Below are 12,680 nucleotides of genomic sequence, written 5' to 3'. Positions count from 1 at the left end.
CATGATTTGTAATTTTATCCTGAAAAAGAATAAGTTTGCGGAATCACGCTATGGTACTAATAATTTTGAGCATTGTCTTAGGAAGTGCTGCTTTGGTTTGGATTTGGAAAGTACCCATCCAAAAAACAGTAAATGCAATGAAAAGGAATGGCAGCAGTGCTGTAGAAGCTTATAGCGTTTTGGCAATACTCTCATTAATAACGGCTGGTACGGTATATATGATTACCCAAGTCATTTAAAGTTTAAAAAGGCACATCGTGATCCATATCAGACATATCAATGACGTTTTTATCGGGATCATTTTCTTGTGAGCCAACCTCGTCGCCGCGCTCTACTTTCCACGCTTTTACATCGGTATACCAATTGCCCTTGTATTCACGGCTTTGGAGATCAATGTATACGGTTATTTCTTCGCCCTCTTGTACGTTGAACTGATCAATTTTATCGCCCCATTGGGTGATACAAATTTTCTTGGGATACTTGCCGGGTTTTTCGAGAATAAAATCCTGTTTTTTCCACGGACCGTTTTTTCCCTGTCCGGATTGCTCTTCCAGAATTTCGATCACTTCGCCCTTTACTTTCAGTTCTTCCATAGTAACACTTCACACATTTATTTTTCGCATTTGATAAATGAGGATAGGGATGACTGCCGATTATATCAATATTAATATGACTTATTTATTTGGGAATTTATTCATTCCGAATTTTGCATAAGGGTTGACCCAAATAGAAAATAAGTTTCCATAAAAAAGAATTATCTAAAAGAAAATCGGTAAGAATGCTCACTTTTGGGGAGGTGATTTCTTACTTTAAAATATTGTTAGCTAATTACTGATGATTGGTAACACGCTCCCAAAGCTAAGGTAATATACTATGGACTCGCAGCTTATAACATTTCTTCAAAAGAAAAACGCTTATCCTCACCAGCCGGAAACGGTTGAGCATGTACAGACTCACATCTCGCACGTATTTTTAGCCCCACCGTACGTCTACAAATTTAAGAAGTCGGTAGATTTTGGCTTTTTGGATTACAGCTCAGTTGACAAACGAAAGAAATACTGTTACCGTGAGGTCGAGCTGAATAGAAGGCTTTCGGATGATATTTACCTGGGAGTGGTATCGGTTACTAAAGAGGGCGACTCGTTTCAAATATTCGATGAGGTACTGCAATCCGATTCCGTGGTCGAATATGCGGTAAAGATGAAGCAGCTGCCCGAGGAATACTTTTTGCACAGCTATCTGGAAAAAGGCACGCTTAAAAAATCACACCTCGATCGCGTAGCAGATAAGCTGGCTGACTTTTATAACAACCAGCAGCCCGATGAACAGATTTTGCAGTACGGAGAAATTGAGAGCATCAAGGTAAATACCGATGAAAACTTTGAGCAGACCAAGGATTTTATCGGTGAAACGATTGATGACAACATGTACCGGGCCATACAGTATTTTACCAACCACTATTTTGAACGCCGCAGTGAACTCTTTGAACGGCGGATTGCACAAAAGCGCATCGTGGACGGCCATGGCGATCTGCACCTGGAGCATATTCATATTACGCCCGAAAAAGTACAGATTTATGATTGTATTGAGTTTAATGACCGGTTCCGCTATGGAGATTTGGCAGTAGATTTAGCGTTTTTTGCCATGGATCTCGACTTTAATAACCAGTGGCAAAAAGGGCGCTATTTCGTTGATCAGATGGCCGACAAGCTGGATGATCCTGACCTGTTGGAGATCATTGATTTTTACAAGTGTTACCGGGCATACGTAAAGGGAAAAGTTAAAAGTTTACAGAGCACAGAGGAGGAGGTACCGCAGGCCGATCGCGAGAAAGCGGTCCGGACGGCATCCCAATATTTTGATCTGTCCTTGCGATATGCACTGTTGGGATCTAAGCCCATTGTACTGATATTTATGGGCGGCGTGGGCACAGGGAAGACAACGCTTGCCAGGCATTTTGAGCAAAAATTTAATATCGACCGATATTCTTCTGATCGCATCCGAAAATCCATGGCCGGACTTGCCCTGCAAAAACGAACTCCTGAGAAGCAGCGTGATAAGCTATACACTAAATCGATGTCGGAGCGAACGTACCAGACGATTGTGGAGAAGATGGAAGAGGATATTAAAGAGGGGAAAAGCGTAATTCTGGATGCCACGTTTAGCGACAGGACGGCCCGGGAAAAGCTTGTTCAAAAATTCCGGGAGCTGGAAGTCAACTACCTGTTTGTTGAAGCCAAAGCCCCCGAAGACGTGGTGAAATCGCGTTTGAGGCAGCGCGATGAGGAAGATGGGGTGGTCTCGGATGCCCGTTTGGAGGATTTTGAAACGCTTAAAAATCGATACAGCGCACCAAGCGAAATGGGGGATGAAACCTTTATTTCTGTACAGACCGATCAGCCTGTAGAGCAGACGATCAGAGCTCTATATTTTGAACTGGCTGATAGAAATATAACCGACAGTAACCGCTAATTTCTGCTGTAGTACATCTGTTGGTGGGGAAATTCTTTTGCCAGTTTAACCAACTTATTCCATCCATCTTTTACGGGACTTTTCTTTCCACCTGCATTTTCTACTTGGGTACCGCTGACCAAGGTGCCTGTTATTTGGAGGGTTGAATCTTGGATCGTGGCATTTACCTTCATTGCGTAGCTTCCAAAAAGTTTTAAGATGGTTGGGTCAAACTTTTTATGCCGCGTTTCGAGCGTAAGCGGTTTTTCGTTAGACCGTATTACAGTAAATCCCATATTGCCCAGGTGTTGTTCAAATTTCCGATAAGCCTGGGAGGGGGCTTCATCGATAGTGAGGATAATACGATCGGCCTGTTCCATCATTTGTGGATCCGGCTCTGCAGGCGGAAGCGTGGAGGCACATGAAATAAAGGTAATAGCTATAAGAATGATACCGATTGTACGCATGCATCAAATATATATGGTGAAAAATGAATTTTAATGTACGATAAATTAATAACTGTGTAAAAGTAGATTTGTGAAATGGGGCAGGGGTGAAGGGTGATAACAAATTTTTACGGGTGATATATTGGTTGTTCCGTTTACATATTTTGCCATGTTAACGAAATTGTATTTGTTTACGTCATCAACACGTTACTTTTTAAACGATGATTTGAACGGACCGATCCAAGTAGTTACAGTGGTATGATTCCGAGGATATCCAGAATAATTTTGCTCTTGGGGGCACTTGCAAAAATGATAATGCTTCTCATAGAAGCAGCTCCCGGGGTAGCATACCAGTTTACAGTAAGTTCTTTTATCTCTGATATTTTAATGCTGTGCTTGGTCATAAGTCCCTATGCAGTTTTAGGGTTGTTAAGCTATAGGGTGGATGATAAAGGATTAAAAGCTTGGCTTGTGCTGGGTATTGCCATTCTTTTGGTAGCTACATCACTGGCGGTGTATTTGAAAACGTTCTATTTTACGCCGGAAATCCCGCAAAATGCACAGGCGGGAGTGGCCATAGTGCTGCTGCCCTTCGTACAGATATTGGGAGGCGGTTTTTTAGGAGGGCTCGTTCTAATGGTCGAGTATTTGTATGGCAAGTATGCCACATAGTTTAAAAGCTATTTATATAATGAATTGAAATTATAATGTATTTTATAGGATAGAAATCACTGCAAATTATTTAGCATTAATCTTGAGGACGGCATTTTGTAAGGTTGTTTCACTCTCGGCAAAAATGGAGCTTGTTATTTCATTATTATAAAGAACATCAGAAAGTTCTTCTAACCTGGTTTGGGCAGAATCAACTTCAGCAATTAAATCTTGGAAGGTAGTTTTAAATGAACTTGCTTTTTGAGTCATTTTAGAAACCTCAATTTTACCAGTGGTATGGATGTACCGTAAAATCTGTAGAAATTTTTCAATTCCATCCACTTGTGAGCGCAAATCCCTTATATATCGAGGCAACTGCCTTACACTTTTTTGAATGGATGTTAGCTTTGGTACAAATCCATGATATAGCAGATCTATGGTCGTCTCACCGGTAATCTCTTGGTTGAAATTATCGATGTTTTGTTCACCGGTAAGTTCATGTAGAAATGAATTCGCCATCTCTACTTGAAGTTTCGACGAAATAATATCGAAATTTAGTGATCGAAGTAATTCGTTGAGTTCTTTTACAAGACCTTGTATATCCAGCAATTGTTCTTCGCCTTTTTGGGTTTGCATGCCCATATTCTCTGCGACAACTGAAATTGAATCATCACTTCCGTCAAGTCGGGCTGAACTCACTTGGGCATTTATGGAAAGTAGTAAAATTGATCGGGAGAGCTTCAACATATAATCAGAGTGCTCTAATAAAACATCGTGTAGGTTACTAAGGCTTTCCAAGCGGGTAAAAAGTTTTCCCAAGACCATTTGTAGTGCTTTCAAATGACTTGGCACGTTTTGGGCTTCTTCGAAGAAGTCAAAATTCTGCTTTTCCAGTTCATTTTCCCTATTACGCATCTCTTTTTTAAGAGCATTCCACATAAAATCATCATAGGAACTATATCCTTCTTCTTTGAGTGCTTTAATAATATATTCCTCAGACTGATACATACCTTTACGTTTCCCCAATTCTGTTTCTTTTTTCTTCTCATATTTCAGGGTATTTCTATAGATACGTTGTACTTTATCAAATAGGTTGCTACCTGGTTTCAGCCGAATTGACATATATCCCCCATCACAGGGCAAAGCAAGTGCCATTACCCAGTAGTAGGCTCCGTTCTTAGCCAGATTTTTGACATAAGCTGCCACGGGTTTGTTTTCGTTGAGGTGGTCCCAAAATATTTTAAAAACAGATCTTGGCATATGCGGATGCCGAATAACTTTGTGTAGCTCTCCTACAATTTCTTCTGGTTGGTATCCACTGATACGGATAAATACATCATTGGCGTAGGTAATGTTTGACTTTGAGTCCGTAATAGAAAAAAATAATTCGTGATATTTAAACGGTCGTTCCTGATCTAATACTTTAACATTGGTGTCCATTTTTTGTGTATTTCATTGGGATTAACAAAGGAATTTATCCCTTTGTGAAAACGAGTCGTAAAGTGGAAAATTTACGCCGTTAATTTCTAACTTACCCTTTAGTTGTTTAGTTAATGTATTCACCAGCTTAAGTCTAAGGGATGATTGTTCGTCGCTTAAAATTTCTTGTATGGTTTTTATTCGACCGATGAACAAACTTATCTACAAAAAGCAGATTGTGTTTTTATCGTGATGGCTTAACTACTTATTTTTAACGATAGAAAAATTGTTTTTTTAACACATATATTTATATCAGCAATTGCCTTAACTTTAAATAAGGGAAAAATTGTTGGATGATTTTTTTGATTACTATTCCTCACTTTCTTTAAACTTTACTTGGAAGTATTTTGAACTATAAATACATAAATCTATACCACGTCATGTATTTATCGGTTAATCAATGTGCTGCTTAAGAAATTTATCTTAATTATCAAGCTTGATACTATTTAGAATGGGCAAAATTTCTTGAGAAAATATAATAATTAGTTATAAGCTAATGATCGACAATTGGAAGGGGCAGCAGAAAAGTTGTAATTAGGTTTTAGAGAAATCCTTGATATAAATTACCCCTGTCTAATATTTTTTCTTGATGGTATCTTGGGAGAATCCAATGATTAACTGTTCGAAATACGGATTTGTTGTGTTTCCAAATGTTCAAAAGTTAGATCACAAGACGTCATATTGGCTAATTGAGGTAAGACAAATATTTATTTCTAATAGTATATTTCTTCATTGAATTACTATGGAAGTATGGTTTATATAGGGAGCAAGGGGGGGAATAGATATAAGTAGAAAACCCCTGCAAGCCAATAACTTACAGGGATTTGAGTGCCCAAGAGAGGACTCGAACCTCCACGGGGATAATCCCCACATGCTCCTGAAGCATGCGCGTCTACCAATTCCGCCACTTGGGCTCAACTATGCTAAAGCTGCGTTGAGCTTATATTTTTGTCATTTTGCCGTCAGGCAGTATTAATTTATCCTCCGAAGCTTTGCAAGCGTAGGAGGACCACTTGGGCTTAAAAACTAACAGAGTTACTGAATTTTTAGCGGTTTCAAATATAGGAGTTTTCATCACTAATTTGAAACCCTATTAGGGGCTTATTTGTGGGTCATTCTTGTATAGGCAAGTTTCCAAACAAAATATAAGCCATAAAAAAAGCCCGCTAAAAAGCGGGCTTCTAAAATCCAATATAAAATCTCGGATCTATTTGTAATCCAGGCTTGTTACGTTAGTAGCACTTAAGCCTTTGGGAGTTTCTTCTACCTCAAACTCAACGGCTTCGCCGTCTTCAAGTCCTTGGTTGTAATCGAGGTTCTCGACATTGTTTCTGTGGACAAAAATATCATCGCCGCCTTCATCAGGTGCAATAAATCCAAATCCTTTTTTAGTGTCGAAGAACTTTATTTTTCCTTGTTTCATAACTATATAACTGTGTCTTTGTGTACACCTGTCGGCTCTGTTTGATGAAAGGAGTTGAATTAACGCGTCGTTTCAAAGAAGTAACTTACTGGGTGGGTAATTAAATATAACAACCCAAGGTAGTGTTATTTCTGTACAATACCTATTTATTATTCAAATATTTTTCTGCCGGTAGTTATTGGGGATGATTTTTTGTGTCAAAAATAGCTTCTATCATCTGTTTGTATTCCTCGGTGAGGGATACGTCGCGGCGCGCCATCATGGCTTCCATGGCCTCCAAAGCCTTATCCGGGCGATATGTTTGAATGACGTTGGAGCCCACCCAGCTGAATGACGGGATTTGTTTGGGAGGGAAATCATTCGAAAAAATATTACAGCTGACCCCACAGATTGTACCGGTATTCAGCTGCGTGTTGATGGCTGTTTTGGTATGATCGCCCATAACGGTTCCAAAAAACTGCTGGTTAGTTTCAATCTCCTGGCTGTTAGACCAGTCGGGAATACGCACGGTGCTGTAATTGTTTTTTAGGTTAGAGGTGTTGGTATCAGCCCCCAGATTACACCACTGGCCAATAATGGAGTTGCCGACAAATCCGTCGTGACCTTTGTTGGAATAGGAATGGAAGATGGAGTTGTTTATTTCGCCTCCCACCTTACAGACCGGCCCGACAGTAGTATCTTCATAAATTTTAGCGCCCATCTTAACAGTAGCATCTTTGCAGATGGCTACCGGGCCACGAATATGAGTCCCCGACATGATGGTGGCATTTTCGCCAATAAAAATAGGTCCCTTTGAAGCATTAAGCACGCAGCCGGCTTCGATGGTGGCACCGTCCTGTATATAGATCTGGTCTTTTTTTTCGAGCACGGCGTGATCCGAAACGGTGCCATTTATATTGTTATTGATTCTTAGCAGTTCGATATCGCGAACGATTTCCTGCCCGTTCAGCTGGAATAGATCCCAGAGGTTGTCAATAGATAAAAAATCATTGGATTCCAGCACAAAAAGGGTGTTGAAATCGGGTTCCCCATTTTCAAGCCACTGCCGGGAGGTTGCGCCATCTACGTTGGCGGCAATGATCGTGTCTCCGTATGTAAGGTATTGACCTCCACTTAAATTGTTGAGTTGCGTAACCAGTTGTTCGGTCGGCAGGTATCGGCTGTTTATCCAGGTACAGTTCTCATCTGTTGATATATCATCACCTTCAAATAGCCCTGTGAGCTCCGGACGCAGTATTCGGTTGGTTTTCGTAGGATGTAGCGCTTGCTCCCATTTCTCCGAAAGTGTCAGGATGCCGATGCGCAAATCGTCAGTGGGACGAGTTAATGTAAGGGGATGAAAAGTGGTCAGCTTTTCATCTTCAAAGAAACACAGCTGCATGGTTATACCTGTAAAAGATTGATTAAAATTGTTTCAAAATATCTGCCAGAATGATAACTTTAGTATTGTTCAATTATCAGCCTGAGAGAGACAGTATAAGAATCAGGAAACAAATACAATAATACAATACATCTATGTGCGGAATTGTAGGATATATAGGAAATAAGAAAGCGAGTGATATCATTGTAAAAGGGCTTGAGCGCCTTGAATATCGCGGATATGACTCTGCAGGTATCGCTTTGCTTAATGGTCAGCTGGATATTAAGAAGGGTAAAGGAAAGGTCCAAAACCTCAAGAACAAAATGGAAGCCGACCCCAATGATGGTCTTGTTGGGATTGGACATACCCGATGGGCTACGCACGGGGCCCCGAATGATATAAATTCTCATCCGCACGTTAGTGAGTCGGGAAAAATTGCGCTTGTCCACAACGGTATTATTGAGAATTACAATACCTTAAAGAAGGAGCTGAAAAATAAGGGTCGGTCGTTTTATACCGATACCGATACGGAAGTTATTGCTCAGCTGATCGAAGAGATTTACGAGAATGGCGAGGGGGAAGACGAAGAAATTACATTCGAGCAGGCTGTACAGATGGCTCTGCAGCAGGTGGTAGGAACGTATGGATTGGCTATTTTGAATGTTGAAGAGCCCAACCGTATTATCGTTGCCCGAAAAGGATCGCCATTGCTGCTGGGTATTGGGGACGATGAAATGTTTGTAGCCTCGGACGCTTCGCCCATCGTTGAACATACTAAAAAGGTGGTCTACCTGGATGACGGTGAAATGGCTATTGTTACGAAGGATGGATATGATGTTAAAACCATCGAAGATGAACCGCTTACAAAGAAAGTGCACGAGCTGGCGATGAGTATTGAGGAGATTGAGAAGGGCGGCTATCCGCACTTTATGCTCAAGGAAATTTTTGAACAGCCGCGCGCTATTTCGGATTGTCTGCGTGGGCGGATTAACGTAGAAGATCATTCAATACAGCTGGGGGGTATCGCCGATATATTGGATAAGCTGGTGAATGCCAAACGATTGATTATTGCCGCCTGCGGTACCAGTTGGCATGCCGGACTGGTTGCTGAGTATCTGTTTGAGCATCTGGCCAAGTTGTCAGTAGAGGTGGAATACGCTTCTGAATTCCGCTATCGCGAAGCCCTTATTGATGAAGACGATGTAATGCTGGTTATTTCGCAAAGCGGTGAAACAGCGGATACGCTGGCGGCCCTGCGTACGGCCAAAGAACGCGGAGCGCTTACGCTGGGTGTTTGTAATGTAGTAGGATCAACTATTGCCCGCGATACCGATGCGGGCGTTTATACCCATGCCGGACCGGAAATCGGGGTGGCATCTACCAAAGCATTTACTACGCAGGTATCGGTTCTGGCGATGATGGCTATCCTGTTGGGACAAAAACGAGGCGTGCTTGACGAGGATTATGCGGCGCGATTGATTGAAGAACTGGATCGTATTCCCGGAAAGGTGCAGAAGATTCTGGATAACAGCGACTCTCTTAAAGATATGGCCCGGCTTTTTAGTTATGCGCCCAACTTCTTGTACTTGGGACGAACGTACAACTTCCCGGTGGCATTGGAGGGCGCGCTGAAGCTCAAGGAGATCTCATATATTCACGCCGAAGGGTATCCTGCCGCAGAGATGAAACACGGCCCTATTGCCCTCATCGATGAGATGATGCCGGTGGTGGTGGTTGCTGCTACGGATCATACCAATGAGAAGATGATCAGCAATATCGAAGAGGTGAAAGCACGCGAAGGACGCATTATTTCGATAACGGGCGAAGACAATGATGAGGTTATTGATCTTTCTGAGTTTTCTTGTCCGATTCCCGAGACCGAAGATTGTCTTTCGCCAATGCTGACGACCATACCGCTGCAGCTTCTTTCCTATTATATTGCCGTAAATCGCGGTTGTGATGTGGATCAGCCACGAAATCTGGCCAAAAGTGTAACGGTAGAATAGCCTTATCCTTTAAGAATATATGTAAGGGCAGGGCTGCGAAAGCTTTGCCCTTTTGTATTTTTATGGGTACTTGAACAGTAAACGATTTCTTAATTTGCCGCGTTTTATTGATCTATGACAACATTACAAATCAAAAATATGGTTTGCGACCGTTGTGTTATGACGGTGCAACAGGTGATGGAAGATCTGGGGTTCGAGGTTGAATCTATTGCTCTTGGCCAAGTTGTTATAGCAGAAGATGTCACTTCTGAAGATCTCGAAAAGATAAGCGAAAAATTGGTTGATAAAGGGTTCGAGCTTATCCAAAAGAACGATGAGGCATTACTTGAACAGATAAAGGTTCAGCTTATTGACTATGTTAAGTATCTTGAAAACTCCGAAGAGCCTGATAAGGTTTCTACATTTTTAGAGAGTAACCTCCATTATAACTACAGTTATTTGAGCAAGTATTTTTCAGATCACGGGGGAGTGACCATTGAGAAATATCTTATCAACCTGAAGATTGAACGGGTTAAAGAGTTGCTTACCTATGATGAATTGACGCTGAGCGAGATAGCTTGGAAACTCAATTACAGTAGCGTGCAGTATCTTTCCAATCAGTTTAAAAAGACTGTAGGTATGTCTGCCACAAAATTTAAGAAAACTTCAGGTGTTGCGCGCAAGACATATGATGCCATATAGTATATGGGCAATAAAGAATCCGGAGCTAAAAATTTAGAACGCACCTTAAGTTTAGGGGCAGCACTGGCTATAGGCGTGGGTACTATGGTTGGTGCGGGTATTTTTGTATTCCCGGGTATTGCAGCAGGGTATGCCGGACCCGCCGCAATGGTTTCATTTGCAATTGGAGGGATTATTGCTTTGGTAGTAGCTGTTTCAACAGCTGAGCTTGCAACGGCTATGCCTGAAAGCGGTGGGGCGTATTTTTATGTATCAAGAGTGTATGGCCCTTTAGCCGGATTTATTATTGGCATTGGACAGTGGGTTGGACTTGTCTTTGCCAGCTCTTTTTACCTGAGTGGGTTTGGTCAATATGCTATTGATTTAATCCACCGCCTGGGATTTCAGATGGGTGACCTTGTTGTGCTTGTGGCATTTGGTACTGCTTTGTTGCTAATGATTATCAACCTTTTGGGTACAAAGGGAGCCGGGAAATTGCAAAACAGGGTCGTGATTATTCTTACCGGTTTGTTGAGCCTTCTTTTTGGTTACGGATTGTTAAATGCCGCTGGCATAGTTGGGGAAACAGCCTGGCCTACTCCGTTTGCCCCAAATGGAATAGGACCTGTTTTTACCACCACTGCTTTAATTTTTACTTCCTATCTGGGATTCGTACAAATTGCTACCGTGGCGGGTGAGATAAAAAATCCCGATAAAAATATTCCGCGGGCACTGGTAGGGAGTGTTTTAATTGTGGCTGTCCTTTATGTTGTTGCCCTGTTTGTGTCCACAAGCGTATTATCAGCCGAAACTCTTTCGGAACTTGGCGAAACTGCAATGGTTGAGGTTGCCCGGGCATTAGTAGGAGATATTGGAGCGCTAATCGTAATTACGGCCGGACTTTTGGCAACACTTTCCAGCGCCAATGCTTCCATATTAAGTTCATCAAGGGCTATCTATGCACTTAGCTTAGATGACCTATTGCCGGACAACATTAGTAGAGTCAATGATCGGTTTGGGACACCTCATATCGCATTATTAGCTGTGGGTTTCCCTATAGCAGGGCTGACGATGTTGGGAAGAATTGAAGTATTGGCCGAGGTAGCCTCACTGCTGCACTTGGTTATTTACGGGATGATTTGTGTCGCTTTGATGTCTCTTAGATATGAAAAGCCTTACTGGTATAATCCTACTTTTAAAATTCCAGCTTTTCCTGTTTTACCGATTATTGGGGCATTGGCAAGTTTTGGACTTATCTTTTTAATGGAGCCTATTTCTCAAGTAATGGGGCTTGGTATTTTGGGATTAGCACTGGGATGGTATGCACTTTTTGTGCCGGCTAAATCCTTTTCACCGCCGCTGCCCAGTGTCGTGGATCAAGCAATAATTAATCCCAGAATTGTGATGCCGATTGAGATAGAAGATCCCAAGCCGGTTCCCCGCGCATTGTTGGAGGCTTTTACAGATTTTAAGCTCGATGTTCTTGGATATCAGATAGTACCTGAGCAAACCAGCCCGGAGCAATCCCGCGAAGCGTTTGAGGAGGAATCGCATAAAAAGTTTGATAAAGTGTTAGATCAGCTGAAAGGTCAGGATATAGACTTTCAAAGTGACACTGTTTTTACCCCAAACTTTGCTGAAACATTAAATGCTTTTATTGATGAAAATGACACCCAGGCGGTTTTGACGGCGCGTCCTATTTCTTCTGTGAAACGACTATTGGTTCCCGTCTATACAAAGAGTCAGGTTAATTCAAACTTGGTAACAATGCTTTATGATCTGGCTATATCCAGCGATTTGCCAGTGAGCTTAATTGTAATGGTAAGCGGTGAATCTGAATCTGACGAAAGAGATACCATTGAAGCGCTTGAAGATTATGCGGTACAGCAGCTCGAATTGGCGGGATTAGGTTCAGATCAAATTCGAACAAATCGGGCAGAGGTTGCAAATATTGCTGAAGCTGTTGATGAACTTGCAGCAGAAGATGATGTAGTGATACTGTCTGAAGCAGATACTTCTAACCGCGATAGCTTTTTTAATACAATCCATAATGATATTGAAGATAAACTGGACTGTCCTTTGCTGGTAGTATTGAATGACTGAAGAAAAATAGGTTTCCTCAGGGTGTTCAGATCCAAAAATTTTACACATTTCTTTTAATGGATTGTAAGGGATGGTCTATCGAGAGCTGTTATATTAGGCTG

The 12,680-nt window shown here is 41.7% G+C and carries 11 protein-coding genes and 1 tRNA gene; 6 read left to right on the top strand and 6 right to left on the bottom strand.

What is annotated here, in order from left to right:
- The first annotated feature begins 65 nt into the window (after positions 1 to 65).
- Positions 66 to 239, top strand: a complete 174-nt coding sequence (locus tag ACQ4LT_RS06505) for a hypothetical protein (protein WP_445665222.1) — start codon at positions 66 to 68, stop codon at positions 237 to 239.
- A gap of 3 nt (positions 240 to 242) precedes the next feature.
- Here ACQ4LT_RS06505 and ACQ4LT_RS06500 read toward each other — a convergent pair whose 3' ends face one another.
- Positions 243 to 593, bottom strand: coding sequence for a DUF3127 domain-containing protein (locus ACQ4LT_RS06500; protein ID WP_445665221.1), 351 nt, complete (start codon positions 591 to 593; stop codon positions 243 to 245).
- A gap of 280 nt (positions 594 to 873) precedes the next feature.
- On the opposite strand from ACQ4LT_RS06500, the gene ACQ4LT_RS06495 reads away from it, so the two are divergent.
- Positions 874 to 2,472 carry a bifunctional aminoglycoside phosphotransferase/ATP-binding protein gene (locus ACQ4LT_RS06495; RefSeq protein ID WP_445665220.1) on the top strand — a complete coding sequence of 533 codons (1,599 nt, stop codon included), beginning with the start codon at positions 874 to 876 and terminating at the stop codon, positions 2,470 to 2,472.
- Here ACQ4LT_RS06495 and ACQ4LT_RS06490 read toward each other — a convergent pair.
- Positions 2,469 to 2,918: a hypothetical protein gene (locus ACQ4LT_RS06490; protein ID WP_445665219.1), complete on the bottom strand. Its 450-nt coding sequence runs from the start codon at positions 2,916 to 2,918 to the stop codon at positions 2,469 to 2,471. The genes ACQ4LT_RS06495 and ACQ4LT_RS06490 overlap by 4 nt on opposite strands.
- A gap of 294 nt (positions 2,919 to 3,212) precedes the next feature.
- On the opposite strand from ACQ4LT_RS06490, the gene ACQ4LT_RS06485 reads away from it, so the two are divergent.
- Complete coding sequence (locus ACQ4LT_RS06485; RefSeq protein ID WP_445665218.1) at positions 3,213 to 3,569, top strand: hypothetical protein; 357 nt, start codon at positions 3,213 to 3,215, stop codon at positions 3,567 to 3,569.
- Between the two features lie 66 nt (positions 3,570 to 3,635).
- Here ACQ4LT_RS06485 and ACQ4LT_RS06480 read toward each other — a convergent pair whose 3' ends face one another.
- The 4 genes from ACQ4LT_RS06480 to ACQ4LT_RS06465 form a co-directional block, all read right to left on the bottom strand.
- A complete protein-coding gene (locus ACQ4LT_RS06480; RefSeq protein WP_445665217.1) occupies positions 3,636 to 4,988 on the bottom strand; it encodes a PAS domain-containing protein in 1,353 nt (450 codons plus the stop codon).
- An 868-nt stretch (positions 4,989 to 5,856) separates the two neighbouring features.
- Positions 5,857 to 5,941: transfer RNA gene (locus ACQ4LT_RS06475), tRNA-Leu, on the bottom strand.
- 293 nt (positions 5,942 to 6,234) lie between these two features.
- Positions 6,235 to 6,450, bottom strand: a complete 216-nt coding sequence (locus ACQ4LT_RS06470; protein WP_095606012.1) for a cold-shock protein — start codon at positions 6,448 to 6,450, stop codon at positions 6,235 to 6,237.
- A gap of 175 nt (positions 6,451 to 6,625) precedes the next feature.
- Entirely contained in the window at positions 6,626 to 7,831 is a 1,206-nt protein-coding gene (locus tag ACQ4LT_RS06465; RefSeq protein WP_445665216.1) for a GlmU family protein, read from the bottom strand.
- A 134-nt stretch (positions 7,832 to 7,965) separates the two neighbouring features.
- Between ACQ4LT_RS06465 and glmS the strand changes: the two genes are divergently transcribed.
- The 3 genes from glmS (at position 7,966) to ACQ4LT_RS06450 (ending at position 12,579) form a co-directional block, all read left to right on the top strand.
- Positions 7,966 to 9,816, top strand: a complete 1,851-nt coding sequence (glmS, locus tag ACQ4LT_RS06460; RefSeq protein WP_445665215.1) for a glutamine--fructose-6-phosphate transaminase (isomerizing) — start codon at positions 7,966 to 7,968, stop codon at positions 9,814 to 9,816.
- A 114-nt stretch (positions 9,817 to 9,930) separates the two neighbouring features.
- A complete protein-coding gene (locus ACQ4LT_RS06455) occupies positions 9,931 to 10,497 on the top strand; it encodes an AraC family transcriptional regulator (RefSeq protein WP_445665214.1) in 567 nt (188 codons plus the stop codon).
- Between the two features lie 3 nt (positions 10,498 to 10,500).
- Entirely contained in the window at positions 10,501 to 12,579 is a 2,079-nt protein-coding gene (locus ACQ4LT_RS06450) for an APC family permease (protein WP_445665213.1), read from the top strand.
- The last annotated feature ends 101 nt before the right edge of the window (positions 12,580 to 12,680 follow it).

Source organism: Fodinibius sp. AD559 (assembly GCF_052712805.1).
The sequence above is the reverse complement of the archived record's forward strand: the minus strand, read 5'-3'. Positions and strand labels throughout refer to the sequence as shown.